Source organism: Streptosporangium sp. NPDC002544, from assembly GCF_040295965.1.
Classification (GTDB): Bacteria; Actinomycetota; Actinomycetes; order Streptosporangiales; family Streptosporangiaceae; genus Streptosporangium.
This window is the reverse complement of sequence record NZ_JBEOWJ010000016.1, coordinates 140,379-161,761: the sequence shown is the minus strand read 5'-3', so window position 1 is coordinate 161,761 and position 21,383 is coordinate 140,379. Positions and strand designations below refer to the sequence as shown.

At 65.3% G+C, this 21,383-nt stretch carries 15 protein-coding genes; 6 read left to right on the top strand and 9 right to left on the bottom strand.

Annotated features, from left to right (window positions below; all coding sequences use genetic code 11):
- Positions 1-42: 42 nt before the first annotated feature.
- Together ABT061_RS24640 and ABT061_RS24635 are read right to left on the bottom strand one after the other, a co-directional pair.
- A complete protein-coding gene (locus tag ABT061_RS24640; protein ID WP_350921925.1) occupies positions 43-240 on the bottom strand; it encodes a hypothetical protein in 198 nt (65 codons plus the stop codon).
- Positions 241-247: 7 nt separating this feature from the next.
- Positions 248-10,252: an RHS repeat-associated core domain-containing protein gene (locus ABT061_RS24635; protein WP_350921922.1), complete on the bottom strand. Its 10,005-nt coding sequence runs from the start codon at positions 10,250-10,252 to the stop codon at positions 248-250.
- A 939-nt stretch (positions 10,253-11,191) separates the two neighbouring features.
- Here ABT061_RS24635 and ABT061_RS24630 point away from each other — a divergent pair.
- Entirely contained in the window at positions 11,192-11,407 is a 216-nt protein-coding gene (locus tag ABT061_RS24630) for a DUF397 domain-containing protein (RefSeq protein ID WP_350921920.1), read from the top strand.
- A gap of 37 nt (positions 11,408-11,444) precedes the next feature.
- Here the strand turns inward: ABT061_RS24630 and ABT061_RS24625 are convergent, their stop codons facing one another.
- The 5 genes from ABT061_RS24625 to lepB all read right to left on the bottom strand — a co-directional run bounded on the left by ABT061_RS24625 (position 11,445) and on the right by lepB (position 14,213).
- The gene (locus ABT061_RS24625; protein ID WP_350921918.1) at positions 11,445-11,732 is read right to left on the bottom strand and encodes a hypothetical protein; all 288 of its coding nucleotides are present in this window, start codon (positions 11,730-11,732) and stop codon (positions 11,445-11,447) included.
- Between the two features lie 228 nt (positions 11,733-11,960).
- Positions 11,961-12,698: a hypothetical protein gene (locus ABT061_RS24620; RefSeq protein WP_350921916.1), complete on the bottom strand. Its 738-nt coding sequence runs from the start codon at positions 12,696-12,698 to the stop codon at positions 11,961-11,963.
- A complete protein-coding gene (locus ABT061_RS24615) occupies positions 12,695-13,246 on the bottom strand; it encodes an RNA polymerase sigma factor (RefSeq protein ID WP_350921913.1) in 552 nt (183 codons plus the stop codon). Before ABT061_RS24615 ends, ABT061_RS24620 begins: the two co-directional genes overlap by 4 nt.
- A gap of 162 nt (positions 13,247-13,408) precedes the next feature.
- Complete coding sequence (locus ABT061_RS24610; RefSeq protein WP_350921911.1) at positions 13,409-13,555, bottom strand: helix-turn-helix domain-containing protein; 147 nt, start codon at positions 13,553-13,555, stop codon at positions 13,409-13,411.
- 55 nt (positions 13,556-13,610) lie between these two features.
- Positions 13,611-14,213: a signal peptidase I gene (gene lepB, locus ABT061_RS24605; protein ID WP_350921908.1), complete on the bottom strand. Its 603-nt coding sequence runs from the start codon at positions 14,211-14,213 to the stop codon at positions 13,611-13,613.
- 833 nt (positions 14,214-15,046) lie between these two features.
- On the opposite strand from lepB, the gene ABT061_RS24600 reads away from it, so the two are divergent.
- From ABT061_RS24600 to ABT061_RS24590, 3 genes are all read left to right on the top strand, one after another.
- Positions 15,047-15,676, top strand: coding sequence for a TetR/AcrR family transcriptional regulator (locus tag ABT061_RS24600; RefSeq protein WP_350921906.1), 630 nt, complete (start codon positions 15,047-15,049; stop codon positions 15,674-15,676).
- A 133-nt stretch (positions 15,677-15,809) separates the two neighbouring features.
- Positions 15,810-17,186, top strand: coding sequence for a hypothetical protein (locus ABT061_RS24595; RefSeq protein ID WP_350921904.1), 1,377 nt, complete (start codon positions 15,810-15,812; stop codon positions 17,184-17,186).
- A gap of 602 nt (positions 17,187-17,788) precedes the next feature.
- Positions 17,789-18,148, top strand: a complete 360-nt coding sequence (locus ABT061_RS24590) for a hypothetical protein (protein ID WP_350921901.1) — start codon at positions 17,789-17,791, stop codon at positions 18,146-18,148.
- Positions 18,149-18,403: 255 nt separating this feature from the next.
- Here the strand turns inward: ABT061_RS24590 and ABT061_RS24585 are convergent, their stop codons facing one another.
- Positions 18,404-19,162: a hypothetical protein gene (locus tag ABT061_RS24585; protein ID WP_350921899.1), complete on the bottom strand. Its 759-nt coding sequence runs from the start codon at positions 19,160-19,162 to the stop codon at positions 18,404-18,406.
- A gap of 227 nt (positions 19,163-19,389) precedes the next feature.
- Between ABT061_RS24585 and ABT061_RS24580 the strand changes: the two genes are divergently transcribed.
- Positions 19,390-20,193: an SAM-dependent methyltransferase gene (locus tag ABT061_RS24580; protein ID WP_350921896.1), complete on the top strand. Its 804-nt coding sequence runs from the start codon at positions 19,390-19,392 to the stop codon at positions 20,191-20,193.
- Between the two features lie 81 nt (positions 20,194-20,274).
- Here the strand turns inward: ABT061_RS24580 and ABT061_RS24575 are convergent, their stop codons facing one another.
- Positions 20,275-20,613 (bottom strand): hypothetical protein, encoded by a 339-nt coding sequence (locus tag ABT061_RS24575; RefSeq protein ID WP_350921894.1) that lies wholly within the window; start codon positions 20,611-20,613, stop codon positions 20,275-20,277.
- 432 nt (positions 20,614-21,045) lie between these two features.
- Here ABT061_RS24575 and ABT061_RS24570 point away from each other — a divergent pair, with 432 nt between their 5' ends.
- Complete coding sequence (locus tag ABT061_RS24570; protein WP_350921892.1) at positions 21,046-21,375, top strand: hypothetical protein; 330 nt, start codon at positions 21,046-21,048, stop codon at positions 21,373-21,375.
- Positions 21,376-21,383 lie beyond the last annotated feature (8 nt).

Sequence of the window (21,383 nt, the reverse complement as noted above, 5' to 3'; positions counted from 1 at the left end):
CGGTGGCCAGCGCGGTGCGGGCGCCTGTCGCCGCATGGGTCATCAAGGCTCTCGATCGCCTTTGTTGCGCGCGCTGAGCCAGCCGGCGATCGATCCGACGGCCGTGAGCACGAATCCCGTCAGGATCAGCGGCGAGCTGACCAGCCGGTCTGCCCCAGGCGGAGTCGTCTCCGAGTAGATCAGCGCGCCAGTCATGAGAACGAAGCCCACCACCGAGATCGCCAGCCACACCTTTCTCATGGACGCTTTACCCCTTACCGGGTTGCTGGCTACTTACCATGAAACTCTCGTGTCCATTCGTAATTCTGTATGTCATGACGACTCCATGCCCCTTATTCGCCGCATCGACAGCCATCATAAAGGCCCCCGTGAACCCGCCGATCAGCGCACATCCGACTCCCACCAAATGGGTCACTGCGATGAACATCGTACATATACCCGCCCCCCAGGCGCTGCGCTCCAGAATTGACTTCAGCAGATTGGCGTCCTGGTTGTTGAGATAATATTCGCAGGTCCAATCCGCCGCATCGGCCACGGTCTTCGCCGGCGGGCAATCGCTTCCGCTGTGGCCGGTGTCGCCGACACATCCCGACTCGCCGTTCTTCTGTGCGCACTTCATGTACCAGTCATCGACGACCGAGCAGTCCTTCATGCTCTTCACCTTGAGGCACCCGAGCGTGCCGTCCTGAACGCCGTTACAGAAATCGGCGCTGTGCTTCCCGCCCTTGAACGACGTGTTCCGGCATGTGACATACGCCTCGGCGTACGGCCTGCAGGTGGCGTGACCCAAGAGCTGCCGGCCGCCGGGCGCCGGAGACTTCCGGCATTCCACGTAGTCGTCGCTGACCGTCGAGCACATGTCCTGATTGGCCCTGCGGTTGCGCAAGCAGTCGCGGTACAGCTGCGATCCTTGGTCGCACATTCCTTTGCCATAGCCTTGGGTGTTGTCCTGGCGGCACCGCTGGTAGCTCTCCGCATCCGCGTTGCAGTCGGCTCTTCGGGTGCCCTGCGATCTGCACTCTATGTAGTTGTCAGATACATCGCGGCATAGTTTCCTGTCGGCCCGGCCGGCCTTGGGGAGGCATTCACCGTAAGCCGCTGCCGCATCCCGGCATGCAGCCTTGCTGCCGCCTGCGGACGGTAAGCCCATATGGCTCTTGCTATCCGCGCGGCAGTCGCCGTAGACATCTTTGGCCCCCGAACAGGAATTCTTGTTGTTCTCCTTTCTGCAGTTCGTGTACTCCCTTTCGGCCTCCGTGCAGTTGGACTTTCCGTAGTCCTTGCACCGTCCGTGGTCGGCGATGATCTCCCCGCACGTCTTGCTCTTCTTCTTCTGCTGCTTGCATTCGCCGTATGTGTCGACCGGGTTCGATGTCTTGGGATTCTTCGACTTGGCCTTGTGCCCGTCCGGGTCGATGTTGGTGAGGGGGTTGTCGTTGGCGTAGGCGTAGCGGTTGAGCTGAATCGACGGGTCAGGGCTCTGCGTGAGGGTGTCGCGTGAGACGAAGCTGCCGGTGGCGGGCTGGTACCAGCGTGCGGCCATGTTGATCTTGCCCGAGCTCGGGTCGGTGTAGCCGCCCTGGTAGCCGAGCGTGTGGGCATTGCCGGTACGGGTGATCACTTCGCCGAACGGATCGTAGGCCGTGGAGTCCGCCAAGGCGGTGCCGTTGGCGGTGAAGGCGCCGATCAGGTCTCCGCGCAGGTCGGAGAAGGCCAGCTGGGCGCCGGCGCCGTCACTGATGCCGAGGGTGCGACCGAGGGCGTCCCGGCCGAAGGACGCCTTCTTGACATTGTTGGCGTCGGTGACGGCTATCAGGTTGTTGGTCAGGCCGTCGTAGGTGAGGCGGGTGGTCTGCTCACTCTGGGTCCGGGTCTCGACACGGTCGAGGGCGTCGTAGTCGTAGGTGACGGTGCCGTCATTGATGAGGCGGTCGAAGGCGTCGAATCTGGTGATGCTGACCATGCCGCTGGAGTCCTCACTCAGCGTGCCGCGTGCAGTGTAGGTGTAGGTATGGCCGTCACCTGAGGTGAGCCGGTTGCGTTCGTCGTAGGTGAAGGTCTTGTCGCCCGCTCGGATGCGGTTGCCCGCGGCGTCCCATTCGTAGTCGGTCTTGGCTCCGCCGGGGGCGGTCCAGGAGGTCAGTCGGTTGGACCAGTCGTAGGTGTAGGTGTTGGTTCCGGCGCCCGCCGTGCCGGAGGTGGTCTTGGAGGTCAGGTTGTCGTCGAGATCGTAGCCGTACTCAATCGAGGCGATCGGGCTGTTCGACGATGTGGTGAGCTGGTCCTTGGTCAGGCGGTTCAGCGGGTCGTAAGTGTAGCTGCGGCGGGCTCCGCCCGCGCCGTAGGCCATGCTGGTCAGGCGGGCGGCCTTGTCGTAGGCGTAGTCGATCGTGGTGGCACTGACCGGGTCGACCGACTGGGTCAGCCGGTCGGCGTCATCCCAGGTGAAGGTGGATGTGCCGGTGATGTCGACGCGCTGGGCGAGCCGGTTGTTGGCGTCGTAGGCGTAGGCGTTGATGTCGCCGCCCGCGCCGGCTGTCTTCAGCAGCAGGCCGCGGTCGTTCAGGGTGAAGCTCAGGTCGTTCGCGGCGACCAGTCGTCCGGCCAGGTCGTAGCCGAACGTCTTGTCCTCGGTGGCGATCTCGGCGCCGCTGCCGGTCTGCTTGATGAGCCGGTTCAGCTCGTCGAAGGTGCGCTGTACCTGGACGCCACCGGGAGCGAGGCTGGTGACTGGATTGCCACCCGCGTCGTAGCCGATGCTCCAGGTGCGGTCGGCTGGGTTGGGGTGGGCGGCAGTGGCCGGTTCGATGAGCGATTCGACCAGGCCGAGGCTGTTGTAGCTGGTGACGGTGGAGTGGCCACGGCCGTTGGTGGCCCTGGTCTGAGCGCCGACGGCGTCGTAACCGAACGTACTGGTGATCTTCTCGGCGGCCGACACCGATTCCTGGAGTTCGATCAGCCTGTTCGCGGCGTCGAACACCCGGGTGCTGGTGTGGCCCTCCGCCGAGGTCTGGCTGATCGGGTTGCCGACCGCGTCGTAGCCGACCCTCTTGGTGCGCAGGACAGCGCCGGCGGCGTCCAGTTCCTGGATCTGGATCTTCCGTCCGGCCAGGTCGTAGCTCGCCGTGCTGGAGACACCCAGCGGATTGGTCGTCTTGACGGGACGACCGGCCAGGTCATAGCCGAACGCCGTGGTGTTGCCCAATGCGTCGGTCTGCCCGGTGAGCGCCCCGGTCGCGTCGTAGGTACGACTGGTCACGTCCCCGGTCGGCCGGATGCTCTTGACGAGCCGGCCCGCGTCGTCGTATTCGAGTTTGGTGACATAGGCGGCCTGGGCGGGCTTGCGTTCGATGGTGGTCAGGGTGATCTGACGGCCGAGGTCGTCGTAGGTGGATTCCGACCGGGCCCCTGTGGGGTCGGTCGTCCACAGGGCCTCACCAAGCAGGTCGTAGCCGTAGGTCCAGACCCCGGCCGCGGCCGTGCCGACCTTGGGCTCGGTGGCCTGGACCTTACGCCCGAGCGCGTCGTACACCGCGGTGGTGGTCTGCCCCCGCTGGTCGGTGGCGCTGACCAACTGCCCCGCGGCGTCGTAGCCGCCGGTGGCCTTGGGAGTGATCGGCTGCCCGCCGGGCGGCGTATAGACGGGGAAGGTCTGCTCGATGACCCGGCCGGCCCTGTCCAGGGCCATCGTCACGGTCCGGCCCTCGGCGTCGACCTGCTGCGTCTGCTCGCCGAAGGTGTTGTAACCCAGCTTGGTGGTGGGGCGCTGGCTGACCGGCGCCGCTCCCTCGCGTTCCACCTTGACCGAGGGCAGCTGGATCTGCGTGGGCAGGCCCGCCGCGTTATAGGTCATGCTGGTGGTGAAAGCGGCCGGATCGGCGCCGGAGGCGTTTCCCCGCGCATCGGTCATGGCCGTGACCAGGCCGCGATCATCCACGCTGAGCGTGGTGACCAGATCCTCCCCACCGTTGTGCGTGGTCTTGCGAACGGGCTGGTTGCCTGCGTCGTAGGCGTACTCGGTGATCTCGGTACGGTCGGTGCCCGCCGCGGTCTGGCTGACCTTGATCACGTTGTTGTTGGCGTCATAGTCGGCGGTGGTGACCGCGTTCAGCTTGCCCGGATCCGTGGTCTGGGAGGTGAGGCGACCGGCCGCATCATAGGCGGCCTCCACCTTCAGGATTCCGCCGTTGGTGGTCTGGCGGGTGAGGTTGCCCGCCGCGTCGTACACCATCGAGTCCAGCACCACGTCCCGGGCCGTGGCCGCGCCGTTCAGGTTGGCACCCTTGGCGCTCCGCTCGAAGGGCAGGTTGTCGGCGTAGTAGGTGTAAGCAGTGGTACGCCCCATCGCATCCGTCTGCGAGGCCAATCGCCCGGCCGGGTCATAGGCGGACGACGTCATGACCACGTCCGCGGCCGGCTGCGGGCTGACCGGGCTGCCGGTCCAGCCTTTGAGCGTGGTCGTGGCCGGCTCGCCGCGGGCGGTGTAGCCGTAGTGGTACGTCGTGCCGCGCTCGTCGGTGAAGCTGGTCTTCTGGCCCTTGTGGTCGTACCCGAACCGCTGCACGCCGCCTTCCGGACCTGTGATGGTCTCCACCCGGCCGTAGGCGTCGTAGGTGTAGGTGGTGGTGCGCTTGGCGTCGCCGCCGGTCAGGTCGGCCACCGACTCGGTCAGCGGCAGGCCGTCTGCGTCGTAGGTGCCGGTCCACTGCGAGGTGTGCGTCACCCCGGTGACGTCGTTCTTGACGCCGGTGCCCGTGCGGGAGGTGACCTTGCCCAGCCCGTCATAGGTGATCGTCGTCTTGACGCCGTCGGGGAACGCTCTTGATATCTCGGTCTGCGTGACCAGTCGGCCGAGCGCGTCGTGCTCGTACTTCTTGACCAGGCCCGTGGGGCTGGTCTCGGTCGCCAGGTCACCGGCGGCAGTGAAGGCGTAAGTGGTCTCGTTGCCCTTAAAATCCTTGGCGGACCTCACCAGGCCCGCCGGGGTGAGACCACCACCGACCGCGGGCTCGGTGCCGTCGGTGAACACCTTCGCCATCGAACGGCCCTGCGGGAAGTCGGCGGTGGGCGGCGTGGTCTGCTTGATCTCCTCGCCGAACGCGTTGTAGGCCCAGACGGTCATGTACGTCTCGTCCACCGCGGAGGCCGAGCGCGCGTCACGGTGACTGGTCTTCAGGTCGTTACGCGGATCGAAGGGGTCGTCCACGTTTAGGTAATACGTGAAGTACTCGCTGGAGCAGCTGTCGGCCGTCCGGCACGTCTTCTTGGCCAGCAGGTTGCCGCGGGCATTGAACGATGCCTCGACGATGTTGCCGTTGGGGTCGAACACCTTGGCGGGGAATCCGCCGATGTCATAGGTGTACTTGGTGCTCTTGTCGAGCTGGTCGGTCCGGGAGATCGGCCGGTTCCCACGGAGGGCGTCGTCCACGTACGTCAACGTCCCGCCGTGCGGGTCGGTCACCGTGGTCGTGGCGAAGGTAAGGATGGTGGTTTCCTTGCTGTACGCCGGGGCGGACAGCTTCCACGCGCCACCGTTGGCATCGGTGTGTGTGGTCAGACGGCCGCCGTCGGCTGCGTAGACGTTCTCCGCGTCCGTCCGGCCCGACGGTGCGACGGCCTTGGTCAACTGCGGCTGCGGTGACCGGGCCGCGTAGTGTGCCTTCACCAGATGTACGCCGAGCGGCTTGCCGTACACGGCGACCTCGTCGATGTCGCCCGCGAACGGGAAGGCCGCAGTGGAACCGGTCGTGGTGGGCCAGGCGGCCGAGCCGAAGCCTGCGCCGATCCGCGTCTCCCACTGGCCGACATGGGTGATCTTCCCGGCCAGCGTGCCGACGATCTGACCGTCCAGGAAGAGCGTCTGGGTGTCTTCGGCGCCCGATAGCACCACGTGGTGCCAGGTTCCGTCGTTGACCGGGGCGGCCGAGGTGATCGGCGTGGACGTGCCGGTGTAGAACTGGCCGCGGAGCTTGCCGTCCGTGCCGACGTACACGCCGGGGGTGAAGGCCGACGGAGTATTGCTGGCCGAGTTCTGGTAGCCGATCACTGTGCCCGAGCCGGTGGTCTTGAACCACGCCTCCACAGCCAGGTTGCCGCCCTGACCGCTGATGGTCGCCTGGGGCAGGGAGACGTAGGTCGAGGTCGCGGTGCCCTTGAACCGCATCGCGGTGTCCGGTGAGCCGGTGAGGGGGCCTGGGACACCGGAGGCGACATCGGCCGCGGACCCGGTGAGCTTGGCCTCCTCGGAGGTGATGTTCCACCCGGCCGAATTCACGATTTTCGTGCCGGTGGCGGTTGCCGTCTCGTTCAGCCGCCAGTAGCCGGCCGGTCCAGAGTCCAGAACAGTGCTGCGGTAGCGGGAGGCATCACCATAGGTATAGGTGGCGCATGCTGTGTCCGCGTTCGGCGGACATACTTTTACGAGCTTGTCTCCGTCGTAGGTGTAGCTCCAGGTGAGCGGGGCGCCATTGACGGGGTCGGTGGACACGCTGGTCACATGAGCGCCCGTCCAGGCGAATGTCAGCGATCTGCCACCGGTCCCGGTCGCCTTGGCCAGCTTGCCGTCACTGCCGTAGGTCAGCTCCTGGTTACGGTTCCGGTTATCGGTGATCTTGGTGAGGCGACCGGTCGTATCGAACCAGTAAGAGGTGGCGGACTTGTCCATCAGCCGCCAGCCGCCCTCGGACAGGGCGACGAGGGTGGCGTAGGTGCCCGGGGGAGAGGCGTAGGTGCCATCCCCCTTGGCGGCAAACCGCAACTGCTCGCCAGCGGGGTAGGTCACCAGCAGGGTCGATGTCTGTGGCTCGGACTCAATACGCATATCCCAGCGGGTCGACCAGCCGGAACCGAACGCGCCGTTGGTGCGCGGATCCAGGCTGTTGTAAGTCCGTACGACCGTCAGCGGTGGTCCCGCCACGGTGACGGTCAGGTCGGTCTCCGTACGCGTGTAGTTCCCTGACAAATGGTTGAACTCGCGCCCGTCAGTGCCCGAAGCCAGCGACGAGCTGAGGACGCCCTGCTCAGGCGTTGGCGTGAAGGTCCGCCAGGAGGACGTCACGGTGGTGGTGCTCGTCGCCGCCTTCGCATACCACCAGTAGGTTTCCCCCCACTTCAGCTTCTTCTCGGGAACCGTCCAGGTGCCGGACTTCACCCAGTCCGGAGAACTCTCGCACCAAGTCCAATTCGGCTGCGTGCCGGCGCATACCTGGAACCAGTAGGTGACAGGCGCCTCGTTCAACGGCCGGGCGTGCGCCGACAGGGTCGGCGTCAACGTACCGACCTGTGTGTTGTTCGCCGGTGCGAACGTCTCGAACGGCAGCGCGCTTACCTTGGCGAACTGCCAATCCGACCATGAGCCGTTGACGCCCGAGGTGGTCACGGCACGCGTCCGCCAGCGGATCAGCCAGCCGTCCTTCAGCTTGTCTGGCGGGATCGCCATCCAGGCCTTGGAGCCCGATGGGTAGGACGTCGTCGCCTTGCCCGCGTAGATCTGTCCAGTGCCCTGGCCTGTCGAGGACGGGTCGTGCTCGACCTCGATGCCCAGGTAGGAGGGACGGTTTTCCGGATCCGTGACCTTGGCGTACAACCAGGGCGTCAGCGTGGCCGCCGTCCATGACGCCGTTCCTCGGACGGCCGGGTCCATACCCAGGTCTTCCACTGACGGCTTCTTCAGGTCCACCTTCGCCGACTGCCACTCCGACCACGGCCCCTTCACCCCGGAGGTGGTCACACCCTGCACGCGCCACCGCACCAGCCAGCCGTCGCTGAGCTTGGCCAGCGGGATCTGCAACCAGGCGTTCGAGCCGGTGCTGTACGACGTCGTGCCCGTTCCCGCGAAGATCCGCCCCGAGCCCTGGCCTGTCGCCGACGGGTCGTGCTCCACCTCGACGCCCAGGTACGACGCCCGGTTCTCCGGGTCCGTCACCTTGGCATAGACCCACGGCGTCACCGACGACGGCATCCACAACCCCGAGCCGGCAGTGGCAGGCGTCATCCCCAGTGCGGCCACTGACGGCTTCTTCAGGTCCACCTTCGCCGACTGCCATTCCGACCAGGCCCCCTTAACCCCGGAGGTGGTCACACCCTGGACCCGCCAGCGCACCGACCAGCCGTCCGTGAGCTTCCCGGCCGGAACTTGAAGCCAGGCGTTCGAGCCGGATGCGTACGAGGTCGAGCCCTTGCCCGCCCAGATCAGCCCACTGCCCTGACTCGCCGCCGACGGATCATGTTCAACCTCCGCACCGAGGTAAGAGGCCGCCCCATTCGCCGAAGTCACCTTCATATAGAACTGCGGCATCAAGGACGACAGGGTCCATAGTCCCGCCCCCTGTGTAGCGGGTAATACGCCCAGCCCACTTCCAGCGGGCTTGTTAACTTCGATCTTCCCGGTCTGCCATTCCGACCACGGACCCGGCACCAAGGTTCCCGAGAAGTTCGAAATGTTGGCGGCCAGACCACGTACCCGCCATCGGATCAGCCAGCCGTCCTGCAGTTTCCCCGACGGCACCGACGGCGCATAAGCCGTCGCCTCACCCTGGCCATAACTCTGCGTAGACTGTCCCGCCCAGATCGATCCGCTGCCCTGACCCGCCGCCGACGGATCATGCTCGACCTCGACCCCCAACCCCAGATACCGGTTGCCGGCATCCTCCACGAACGCACTGAAGTTCGGCGTCGTCGACGAATAGGTCCACAACCCCGACGCCAACTGCCCCGACGACCCGACATTCGACACGATCGGCTTCGACGTATCGATCCTCCCGACCTGCCACTCCGACCACGGACCCAGTACCAAAGTTCCCGAGAAGTTCGAAATGTTGGCGGCCAGACCACGTACCCGCCATCGGATCAGCCAGCCGTCCTGCAGTTTCCCCGACGGCACCGACGGCGCATAAGCCAGCGCCTCACCCTGACCGTAACTCTGCGCAGACTGCCCCACCCAGATCGGCCCGCTACCCTGACCCGCCGCCGACGGATCATGCTCAACCTCAACCCCCAACCCCAGATACCGGTTGCCGGCATCCTCCACGAACGCACTGAAATTCGGCGTCAGCGACGAATAGGTCCACAACCCCGACGCCAACTGCCCCGACGACCCGACATTCGACACGATCGGCTTCGACGTATCGATCCTCCCGACCTGCCACTCCGACCACGGACCGGCGACGAGCGGACCAGAGAAGTTCGAAATGTTGGCGGCCAGGCCACGTACCCGCCACCGGACCAGCCAGCCGTCCTGCAACTTCCCCGACGGCACCGACGGTGCGTAGGCTATCGCCTCACCCTGGCCGTAACTTTGAGCGGATCGTCCGGTCCAGATCGGCCCGCTACCCTGACCCGCCGCCGACGGATCATGCTCAACCTCAACCCCCAACCCCAGATACCGGTTATCGGCATCCTCCACGACCGCGCTGAAATTCGGCGTCAGCGACGAATAGGTCCACAACCCCGACGCCAACTGCCCCGACGACCCGACATTCGACACGATCGGCTTCGACGTATCGACCTTCCCGACCTGCCACTCCGACCACGGACCCGGCACCAAGGTTCCCGAGAAGTTCGAGTAGTTCGAAGCCAGGCCACGCACCCGCCACCGAACCAGCCAGCCGTCCTGCAACTTCCCCGACGGCACCGACGGCGCATAAGCCAGCGCCTCACCCTGACCGTAACTCTGCGCAGACTGCCCCACCCAGATCGATCCGCTGCCCTGACCCGCCGCCGACGGATCATGCTCGACCTCGACCCCCAACCCCAGATACCGGTTGCCAGCATCCTCCACGACCGCGCTGAAATTCGGCGTCAGCGACGAATAGGTCCACAACCCCGACGCCAACTGCCCCGACGACCCGACATTCGACACGATCGGCTTCGACGTATCGACCTTCCCGGCCTGCCACTCCGACCACGGACCCGGCACCAAGGTTCCCGAGAAGTTCGAGTAGTTCGAAGCCAGGCCACGCACCCGCCACCGAACCAGCCAGCCGTCCTGCAACTTCCCCGACGGCACCGACGGCGCATAAGCCAGCGCCTCACCCTGACCGTAACTCTGCGCAGACTGCCCCACCCAGATCGATCCGCTGCCCTGACCCGCCGCCGACGGATCATGCTCGACCTCGACCCCCAACCCCAGATACCGGTTGCCGGCATCCTCCACGAACGCACTGAAGTTCGGCGTCGTCGACGAATAGGTCCACAACCCCGACGCCAACTGCCCCGACGACCCGACATTCGACACGACGGGCTCAGATGCCATCACCGCAGACTTCGCATTCCGAGTTCTTATCGCTGCGGCTGTCGTTGAGGCCGACTGGCGTTCCCTGACAGCGGAGGTCTTCTCTGTCTTCGCCGGAGACAACCTCTTCAGGCCGAGGCTCTGTGCTCGGGCGACTCTCGACCCATGTGGGGCATCGGGGGTTTCGGCTGCATCCGGTGCGTCAGTCGCCCAAGGCAGTGGCGGCGGAGTTTCAAGCCCATCCTTTGCCGGCTTTTCTGAAACCTCATGGCCCTTCTCCAGCGGCAACGCGTCCTTTGGGCGCTTCCCCTTATCGGAGGCGAGGCCATCGGTCGCCGCATCGGACTGCGTGACCTCGGAACCGACCAGGTGAGGAAGGTTTCCGGCGGTCCCCGAGAGTTGAACCGGGACACTGCTGGAGGAGCCGGAGGACGGCGACGGAGGAATGTCCAAACGCGTCCGAACGGGGTCCGCCGCGGCAGGCTGAATAGCCAGCTGAACGAAACTCGGGATCAGCGCGACCAACACCACCAATGCCGTCCGGGACGACCAGCGTCCCGACCCTTTTGAATCCAGACAAAAGCTGCTGCGGCCCATCACACCAGTCGCCCGAACCCGCGCACGTGAAAGCGTCATGCATCACCAATCCTGCCGCGTTAGGTCCCCTCGGCGTAAAGACGCGTAAGCCCCGTTGTCCGCCGTAAGCTCCACATAAAGAAGATCACCCCTTGTATAGCCGAGTAACCGATGCCGGCATAAATGGAGACAGAGGCGATCTTGGCAGGAGCGGGAATACTCAACAGCGTTCCGGCATAAACACAGCTGACGGGGACACATCGCTTTAAACTGTAATGTAGATCACATTAACTATTTTGAGATTAATACTCCAGCTGCACCTCGGGATATCCGCTGAGCTGGCGAGGGTAGACGGGTAGAGGTCTGGAATGTAGTCGGCAGGACGTGAGATGGCCGCCGCTGTCACACCTGTATGCCCGTCCCTACAGATTCAGGTGCGTACGAACGCACCCAACCTCACATTCTGCAGCTGGAGTACTACCCGGCGGTGGCCAAGCCGTACGAGACGGCAAGAATCCCAACGGCCCAGCCTTGAACTTCAGTCCTGCTGAGTGGCGAGCGTTCATTGGCAGCGTGAAGAACCACGGATTCGACCGATAGAAGCAGCCCTTCCGGTCAGGGGAGGTCCCGCGCCGGCTCAGCCGAGTGCGTCGATCGCTGCCGTGATCAGGCTCCGAGCCGGGCCGCCGTACACGGCCAGTCCAGCGAGTTCGGCGAACACCCGCGCGTACATCTCGATCTCCCCTGACTGGGTGACGGTCAGCCACGCCGAGACGAGTTCCACGTTCACCTGCGACCGGTCGAAGATCCAGAAGTCTTCGACCGGTCGCATGGCGCTGCGGTCGGTGGACGCCGGGGTGATATCGGCGTCGGACAGCGCGGTACGCCCGTTATCGATGCGATGCTGCCTCGTGAGGTTGTTCATCACGGGGCAGCGGTGCTGGACTGGCGTAGCGAGCGTGTCATCAGTCTTGCCATCCCGCCGACAGTGACCTGCGCCTTTCGCAATCACCCTGCCGAGGTGAGGGCGGTGTTCCCGGCGCGCGGCGGACGCTTAAGAACCGGAACGCATGCCAGGCCCTCACACGTTTGGCAGCCATCCTTCAAAGCCGTTCCTTGGCGCTCTGTTCTTTCTCAGGAACGGATTGACGGATCAGCTGCCCGGAGGCGGGAACGCTTCGGGATTCTTTTTGGGGTCACCGATGTCGTTCCACCCTCGGGTGTCCACGAGCACGCACTCACCGAACGGTCCGTTTGCCAGTCGGAAGGAGAACGACCAGAGCACCCCTGGCTTCTGCGGGCCCGATGTCTGAGCAGAGTTCTCCATGACCTCCATGACCGCTGTCTGCCCCTCCTTGATGCGGTCAGGGAAGATGCGGATCTTGGCTCCTAGCTCAAGCTCGAACGCCTTCGCTGAGGGCGAGTTATCCATTTTCCGGCGTATCTCGGCCTGTACCTTCGGATCCTTGCTCCTCAACTCCTCCACGGTGAACTCCGGGTCTGGACTGGTGAAAGGTGTTCTCCAGCATCCCTTGCCGGGAGGGACATAAGAGACCTCGGCCTTCACACCGAGCGCGGCTAGATCCCGCTCCAGTAGTTCCGGGTCACGGAATTCGTTGATCTTGACTTCGATCGACCCGTCCTGCTGCTTTGTCACCGCGTAGGCCGGGTTCTCCGCTCCTGTGGCCAGCGGTACGGTGACCAGCGCCGCCGCCGCGATCCCCGCTGCGGCGGCGCCCACCAGCAGGCGTCGCCGCAGCCGGGAACGACCGCTCTGCGGCTCCGTCGCCACGATCTCCTCAAGCAGGTCATAGACTCCCTGGCTCACTGCGGGATCGGCAGATCCGGCGGCCGGATCGATGGCGGACACCATACGGTCGATCTTGCTCATCGGGTCTCTCCTCTCAATGCGGTCATCACAGGAGCCTCGTCTGTCATGTCGAGCAGCCGGGCCAGGCGCTTTCGGGCCCGATACAGGCGTAGCCGGGCGGCGGTGCTGCTACAGCCCAGCACCGTGGCGATCTGCGGTCCGGTCAGTTCCTCCCAACAGGCCAGCGCGAGCACCTCCCGGTCGGCGGGGGCCAGGGTGGCGAAGGCGGCACGGACGGCGTGGGCCTGCGAATCGGTGGGCGCCGCCTCCTGGCCGGCGGCCAGTTCGTCACGGAGCCGCAAGGCCAGTGCGGTGCGGCGCAGCTCTCCGCGTCGGTGGTTGGCCAGGACGCGCCGCGCCGTGCCGTAGAGCCACAGCACGGTGGCGTCCCCCGCGGGAACGTCATCCAGCCGCCGCCACGCGGTGAGGAAGGTTTCGGCGATCACATCGGCGACATCGTCGACCGAGTCGGTACGGCGCAGCGCGTAGCGATGGACGGCGGGATAGCAGGCGAGGTAGAGCGCCTCAAAACGATCGCGCGCGCCGGGGGGCACGCGTGGATCCTGCACAGTGTCTCCTAACCAAAAGATGCCAGAACACCTCAGTAGGTGTCCGGCACCTCCGGAGGTGTTTCCTCCCCTGATCAGGCGCACCGATGGTGACGTTGGCGGCATGGCTGCCGCATTGTTTCAGTCGGCTCTCCTATCTCTGTCCCGCAGTGAATCCCAGGACTACAAGACAGCGATCTTCCTCGGCTGGCTGGGCACAGCCTTATCCCGGTGGAGGTGCCCGTAGACCGTACTGCGCGAAACACCGAAGAGATCGGCTATCTGCTGGACGGTTTTCTCTCGGGCGTCGTACAACTGCTGGGCTCGCACCCATCTAAGAAACCGGCGGCGGCCGGCTGAAACGAGTCAAGCTGAGAAGACGCGGTTATCTGTCTTCGGTGAACGCCTGGGTGAACGTGTCCGGCGTCGAGAGGACGGCCGCCCGGGAGAAGGGCCAGAAGATCGCCATGGCGCGGCCGATCACGTCGGCCTCCGTGATCGTTCCCTCGCCTTCCTGCTCCTCGTGGCTGCGGGAGTCCTGGGAGGCAGAGCGGTGGTCGCCCATGACCCACAGGCGGCCCTCGGGAACGACCTTCTCGAACTCCTCACCCGAGGGGAAGTCGTCGGGGTGGAGGTAGTCCTTCTCGTCGAGCGGGACCCCGTTCACGGTGATCCTCTTCTTGGCGTCGCAGCACTTGACGGTGTCGCTGCCGATCGCGATGACCCGCTTGATGGTGTCCTCGCCGTTCCAGCCCTTGAAGACCACCAGGTCACCACGCTCGGTCGCACCGTGCAGCTTGTTGACGACCACGCCGTCGCCCTCGCGCAGGGTGTTCTCCATGGACTCCGACGGGATCCAGAACAGCCGGAAGACGAAAAGCTGCAGCAGCACCGCCACCACGACGCCGCAAACCAACAGGAACAGGCTCTCGCGCACGCCACCCTTGCGGGAGGACTTGTTCTGCTTGTTCTCGGACCCGGCGGTCATGAGATGCCTCCATCGGCTTCGGGCTTTCGCGGTGAATTTCGCCGGGCTTGATCGTCTACCCCGGAAAAGTTCCTACGACCTGGCAGGACAGGGCTTGTCGAAGGCCCTGTCCACACCAGTCCACGAGGCACTTTTCATATGAAAACTACCGCTTCCCACCACAAGATCACCGCGTTCGTCGATGGCCTGGTCACGGTGCCGCACGCCGTCGGCCACGTCGACAACAGAGCCGGGTTTCGAGCTTCGGCGCCTCTGGCGAACTCATCGCCATTACGCGTTACCAGCCGTTGAGACGGGTTGTGCCCACGGAGGTGGTGCATGAGTTTCCCCAGCCAGTGGGCGTGGCGCCGGGAAACGAGGACCATGCCGCCGCAGTGGGAGCCCTAGCCTCTTCGCTTCTTGGATCTTTTGGAGCCGTTCGCTCGTTTGGGGCTGCCGTGCCCGGCGGGGTTCCCGGAACCGCGCTTTGTCGGGGGCCTCTCCGAGTCATCGGCGTCATCGGCTTTCGAAGCACCTGTCCCCTTGGGGAGCATGGTCCGGCGTCACAGCTCACCCATCACGCTGAGCACGATTGTCAATGGCCAGGTGCGTGTGGGTCTGGCCCACTTTTTACATGGCCACTGACACGCCGACCGTCAAACCTCCGAGAGGCTTCCAGCGCAGACCACTTAGCTGCGCGCACACCGCTCGGCCGTGACCGATGACTCATCCACTGTGACGATGATCGGCGCATCTCCCGAACCGCTTCCTTCACCGACACCCCTGGCACCCCTGTGACAGTTCATGAATTATTCCGCTTGTCGGGAAAATTCTAGTAGACGTATATTTGGGGCATGCAGGAGTCGCGACGCGAACGGAAGAAGCGGCTGACCCGACAGCGGATCGTCATGGCGGCTATCCGGCTGTTCGAGGAGCAGGGGTATGAGCAGACCACGGTGGCGCAGATCGCCGCGGCGGCGGACGTCGATCCCAAGACGTTCTCCAACTACTTTCGCGGCAAGGACGAGGTGCTGTGGGTCGACACGGAGCGGGACTTCGATGTGCTGTTCCGGGCGATCGCGGAACGCCGGCCGGACGAGAGCCCGGGCGAGGTGTTGGCGAGGATGATCCAGGAGTACAGAGCCCACCGCTGGCCCAAGGTTCCCCGGCGGGAGCCCGAGGAGCTGTCGGCGGCGGCCCGGCTGGCCCTGACCACGCCGGCGCTTCAGGCGAAGGGGCTGTACCTGCTGCTGGAGCTGCAGCGGCGTATCGCCGGCGAACTGCTGAAGGCGTTCCCCGACGATCTGGATCCGATCACCGCGGCGGCGATGACCGGATCCTTGATAGGCGCCATCCAGCAGGCGGGCCTGGCGAGCGTCCAGCTTGGCCGGTCGCAGGAGGAGCTGTGGGAGGCCACCCGGCGTGGCCTCGACATCGCCATGCATGGCCTGCTTTCGGTGCGGCCGCCCACGGAAAGCCCATGACGAGGGCGCTCAACACCATCAACGCCCGCGCTCCCAGGCCAGGGAATGCACTTGTCGCCGGGCCCGATGGTCTGCCCAGCGCCCGAGGAAGGCAACATTCCGCTCACCAATGAGGAGAAGGGACCAGCCCTTCATGGAAGAAAAAGAAAGCGTCCGACAGCTCGTCCGCGACGCACGACGCGCCATGCGGGAAGGCCCCGCGGCGATCGCGCAGCGGCAGCGCGCTCGTTTGGCCGAGATGGTGGCCTACGCCCGCGCTCACTCGCCGTACTACCGCGAGCTGTATCGGGACCTGCCAGAGCAGGTCGACGACCCGGCACTGCTTCCGGTCACCGACAAGAAGACGCTGATGGCCCGCTTCGACGACTGGGTCACCGACCGCCAGGTGACGCTCGAGCGGGTCGAGGCGTTCGTGGCCGACCCGAGCCTTGTAGGGGAGCGGTTCCAGAGCGGGTACCTGGTGGTCACCACCTCCGGCACCAGCGGTCTGCGCGGTCTTTTCGTGCTGGACGAGCGGAGCCTGGCGGTGAGCACCGCCGTCGGGTTGCGCGCCGGCGGCGGGCTGGCGGCCCGCGATGTCATCCGGACCCTCGCCCGCGCCGGCCGTACCGCCATAGTCACCGCACCCGGCGGCCATTTCTCCACTGTCGCGACGCCGGCCCGGTTCCGCCTGGACAGACCGTGGCTCGGCCGGATGATGTGGGTCTTCTCGATCAAACAGCCGATGGCGGAGTTGGTCGACGAGCTCAACCGGTACGATCCCGCCAGTCTTGCCGGCTTCGTGGGCATGCTCACGCTGCTGGCCGGGGAGCAGGAAGCGGGCCGTCTGCGCATCCGCCCGGCGGTCGTCGTCCCCGGCGGTGAGACGTTGACCCCGGACGCCCGGGAGCGGATCGCCACCGCGTTCCAGGCCAAGGTCCGCGCCGCCTACGCCTCCACCGAGTGCGGCTTCCTCAGCTTCGGCTGCGCGCACGGCTGGTACCACGTCAACAGCGACTGGGCTGTCCTGGAGCCGGTCGATGCCGACTTCCGGCCTGTCCCGCCAGGTCAGCACTCGCACACCGTCCTGATCAGCAACCTCGCCAACCGGGTCCAGCCGATCCTGCGCTACGACCTCGGCGACAGCGTCCTGCTCCGCCCCGACCCCTGCCCGTGCGGCAACCCGCTCCCCGCCATCCGGGTGCAGGGCCGCGTCGCTGACCTGCTCACCTTCCCCACCGATCGCGGCGAGCACGTCGGTATCTCGCCCATGGCCTTCGGCGCCGTACTGGACGTTCCCGGCATCGAGCAGTTCCAGCTCGTCCAGACCGCGCCCGCCGTCCTGCGCGTACGCCTACGGACCGTAGATGGCGCCGACGCCGACCGCGTGTGGCAGACCGTACGCGACAAGGTCACCCACCTGCTCACCGAGCACAAGGTCGGTGAGGTCACGATCGAACGCGCCGAGGAGCCACCGCAGCAGTCACCCGGCGGCAAATACCGCAGGATCATCCCCCTGGCCACGCCGTGACGACGTTGAGCACCCGGTCCGCCGCCCGAAACCGCAGCTCCTCACGCTGCGACCGAGCTCGGGCGGACAAGCCCCCGCTGCTGTCCGCGTATCTCATACCTTCAGGTCCACACCTGCGCGAACAACGCACTGGAATCGGCCCCGTGCACACCGTCACGCCGAGATTTCATGGTCAGTAGGAGTCGGGATGAAAGATCGGTACTCAATTCAATGCCTCCCCCACGCAGGGCGACACTGGAGGGCCGAATCCTCCATCTCTCACACAGCACCGCCTAAAAGAGCTTTTCCTACATCACAGCCCCCTTCGGCGTTCACGACACACTATCCGTTGAATTTTCGGCCAGGAACCCAGGGACCCCTGGAACCTTATAGGTAGCCAAGATCTCAACCTCCGATCTTGAATGAGCCATGTCGGGCTGTGCAGCCAGTGGCCCCTCACCGAACGTTGACCGGGGAAGCCTGCGGCGGGGAGCAGGCGTTCCGGGCCCGGAAAAGCCCGGTCAAGGTTCGGAGGCGCCCATTGGGCATTGTTAAATCCGACGGGCGGAACGGAAATCCACTGGATAGCCAGAAAAGTTGGACCAAAGAGCGGGGAGAAATTCTTGCGTGCAACAATCAGGATCACTCGCACCATCGCAATCGCCAGCGCGGGTGCCGTGTTGTCGCTCGGTCTGAGCGCCCCCACCGCGAACGCCGAGCCGAACCCCTGTGCCGGTCGTAGCAGCGACAGCGGCACCGGCGGGAGTATCGGCACGTACGACCCCGTCACCGTCTACGGCACCTGGTACAACTGTGGCGGCGGAACGGGTGCCGACAGGAAAAAGCTCAACATCGCAAACGCAGATGACGGCCCGTGCATCACCATCCCGTACGGGAGCACCGGCTCCAGCACTGTCTCGAGATACCGCTACGTTTCGGTCGTCGGCCCGGCTCCGCGCTACAACGGGTGGAAATCCTGCTGACCTCCTGCCCCTGACCCGAAGCGGCCCCGCCCCCGATGGGGCGGGGCCGCTTTGCTTGACCGGTCGGGAGGGCAGGCCGTTTGGGCTGTTCACCGGCCCCGCGACGGCCGCCGCCAAGGCCCCACGCGGAAAAGGTGCGGTTATCTGTCCTCGGTGAACGTGTCCGGCGTCGAGAGAAGGGCCAGAAGATCGCCATGGCACGGCCCGATCACGTCTGCCTCCGCGATCGTCCCCTCGCCTTCCTGCTCCTCGCGGCTACGAATGGGAGCTCTGGCCTCTTCGCTTGTTGGATCTTCTGGAGCTGTTCGCTCGTTTGGGTCTGTCGGACTCGGCGGAGTTCCCGGAACCGCGCTTTGTCGGGAGCCTTTCGGAGTCATCGGCTTTCGAAGCGCCTGAACCCTTGGGAAGCATGGTCCGGCGTCGCAGCTCACCCATCACGCTGAGCACGATCGTCATCAGCACCACCCAGGCCGCCGAGATCCAGAGGACGGTGAGCGATCCCAGTTCCGACGGCTCTCTGGCCTCGAACACACCCCGGGGATCCACCAGCATCTCGACCGGCGCCCCGATCTCCAGTGGCGGCTCGTCCCTGTAGTTCTTGATCACCTCCTCAAGAAGTCGACCATCCGGACCTCTCAGGACATACCGATAGTGGTCGTCTTTCGACTTCCGGCCCTCGACCCATGTCCGCTCCGCCACGGTCGTGGTCACCGGTTCGCCGAAGGTGCTCAGGTAGTAGTCGCCCGGTAGGAACATGCCGGTCAACAGCAGTACGGCGAGGAACGGAAATGTCCCCCAGACCGCCCAGGGAACGTCCTCGGAGATCCCGACCAGCACCACCAGGGCACAGCCGACCAGGGCGAGGCCGAGCAACACGCCCAGAAACGACCATCCTGAGCCGAGGGCGACGATGATGCCGATGAGCCACCAGGAGGCGGCCATCGCCGCGAGGAACAGCACCCCCCTCCCGACGACCCGCCACCAACCCGCCCGTAGAGCTGCCTCCGTTGCCACAGACCAGATCGTGGCAACAGAGACAGGGCCGTGACGTCACTCGCGAGGATGATCGACACATCACCGGAGGGATTAGACCCGACCGGGAGGGCAGGCCGTTTGGGCTGTTCGCCGGCCCCGGCGACGTCCGCCGCCGAAGCCCCACTCGATGACCTCATCCTGCTGCTAACGTTCGGCAGACTCTCTAAGATCAATTCCAGACGGATGCCAAAAAATCGGGAGCAAGCGTGGATGATCAGGCTACGCCGGCCGGGGTCGACCCGAACGTGCCCAATGTCGCCCGGATGTACGACTACTACCTGGACGGCAAGGACAATTTCGCCGCCGACCGGGCCGCAGCCGAGCAGATTCTGAAGCTCTTCCCCGAGACCCGCGACTCCGCGAGGGAGAACCGGGCGTTCCTCGCACGTGCCGTACGCCATCTGGTCGAGTCGGGCATCCGGCAGATCGTGGATCTGGGCTCCGGGCTGCCCACGCGGGGCAACACCCACGAGATCGCGCACGCGGTCGCGCCCGACACCCACGTGGTCTACGTGGACTACGACCCCATCGTGTGCGCGCACAGCCGGGCGCTCCTGGCGAACGGCGACAACGTCACCATCGTGCAGGCCGACGCGCGTGCCCCGGAGACGCTGCTGGCCGAGCTGCGCGAGCACGTCGACTTCGACCGGCCCGTGGCGTTCCTGCTGCTGGCCATTCTGCACTTCATCCCGGACGAGAACCCCGACGGCGCGGGCGCCTACCAGATCATCCAGCGGCTCTACGAGGCGAGCGCGCCAGGCAGCCACCTCGTTCTCAGTCACGCGATCGACGCCAAGCCCGACACCACGCCGGAGGCTCTGGAGATCTACAACCGGGCCACCGAGGCGCTGAGCCTGCGCACGCACGCGGAGATCACCCGCTTCTTCGACGGCTACGAGCTGGTCGAACCCGGCCTGGTGTTCCCCAAGGACTGGCGCCCTGTCGATCCGCCCCTGTTCGGCGAGCGGAACACCTCGATCGGCTACGTCGGAGTAGGCCGCAAGCCCTGACGGTCACACCCTCCTGACCCGCGTGATGTGCCGGGCGAGAGCACGAGCTTCCCGCCCGGATGCTTCATCGGTCACGAAAGATCATTCCTGCGTCTGGACGGCATGGTCGCGGATTCGCCTGTGCACCTCGGCGTCCTCGGGAGAGGAAGCGAGCGCGGCGACGTCCTCGTCCGTCTGCAGGACGGGCGGGATGAGCCTCGCCAGCGCCCGGCGATCGCCTTCGGCGACCTTCGCGGCGTTCTCCAGCATCTCGGCCTCCGCCTGCACGACCGGCAGACTGTCGCTCAGATCGCACGGCGTCGACGGGTCCGTGATCTCCTCGATGAAGGCAGCGTAGGAGCGGTAGCCCTCGGCCGCACGGCGCAGGTCCGCGACGATCCTGGCACGCTCGTCGGCACGGGCCTCTGCCGCGTTCTCCATGGGTTCCTCCCGTTCCGTCCAACCGTTCAAGAATGTCAGCGGAACCGAGAGTAGAGCGGCCTCCCTCTCCGTGCATCCCTATTTTCATCACATAAAGAATCTTGGCTGCCGGAGCACCGTCAAACCTAGGGCGGCCCGTTCAGGCACCTGAGGGGGAGCGGCGGGTTGCCCCGCCGCTCCCCCCTCAAACCGGGCATGCCGCTCGTCGAGTGGGGCCTGAAAGACTTGCCTGCCCCCGGGAGTTCATCCGTTCAACAATGAATCCCAGATTCCTGCCGAATATTTTTTTACGATGATTACAGGTTTGAAATGAATGTCCGTTTTGTATGCTTTTGTCAGTGAATGTCGGGTATCAATCTCCCGCTGAGAATGTCGCGGTCCCGCTGGTCCGGCCTCGGCCGGCACGACGGCACCGCTTGATCGGCAAGGGAGATGAGCACCATGTCCAACCGAATCCTTCAGACGATCGCAGTCGGCGCGACGGGTATCGCGCTGATCGGCGGCCTGGCGGGCATGGCAGGTGCGGCCCCGACCGCCCCGGAGGCGGCAGCGCCCAGCCCCTCGCACACCGCGACGGCGAAACCGTCCCTGACCAAGCAATGCCAGAAAGACAAGAACTGCAAGAAGGGGTACGCAGCCGGGTACAAGGCCGGCAAGGCCTCCTGCACGAGCGGCGCGGGCAGCAGTACCCCTAGCGGTTCCGCAGAGTACAAGCACGGATTCCAGTTGGGCTACAAGAAGGCCCGCGCCCGACACTGCTAGGGGCGACG

What these genes read in the sequence shown, in the direction of transcription:
- lepB (WP_350921908.1), bottom strand. Translation starts at nt 14,213, where the DNA reads ATGACCGCCGGGTCCGAGAACAAGCAGAACAAGTCCTCCCGCAAGGGT.
- ABT061_RS24595 (WP_350921904.1), top strand. Translation starts at nt 15,810, where the DNA reads ATGGAAGAAAAAGAAAGCGTCCGACAGCTCGTCCGCGACGCACGACGC.
- ABT061_RS24570 (WP_350921892.1), top strand. Translation starts at nt 21,046, where the DNA reads ATGAGCACCATGTCCAACCGAATCCTTCAGACGATCGCAGTCGGCGCG.
- ABT061_RS24635 (WP_350921922.1), bottom strand. Translation starts at nt 10,252, where the DNA reads ATGGCATCTGAGCCCGTCGTGTCGAATGTCGGGTCGTCGGGGCAGTTG.
- ABT061_RS24640 (WP_350921925.1), bottom strand. Translation starts at nt 240, where the DNA reads ATGAGAAAGGTGTGGCTGGCGATCTCGGTGGTGGGCTTCGTTCTCATG.
- ABT061_RS24600 (WP_350921906.1), top strand. Translation starts at nt 15,047, where the DNA reads ATGCAGGAGTCGCGACGCGAACGGAAGAAGCGGCTGACCCGACAGCGG.
- ABT061_RS24625 (WP_350921918.1), bottom strand. Translation starts at nt 11,732, where the DNA reads ATGAACAACCTCACGAGGCAGCATCGCATCGATAACGGGCGTACCGCG.
- ABT061_RS24575 (WP_350921894.1), bottom strand. Translation starts at nt 20,613, where the DNA reads ATGGAGAACGCGGCAGAGGCCCGTGCCGACGAGCGTGCCAGGATCGTC.
- ABT061_RS24620 (WP_350921916.1), bottom strand. Translation starts at nt 12,698, where the DNA reads ATGAGCAAGATCGACCGTATGGTGTCCGCCATCGATCCGGCCGCCGGA.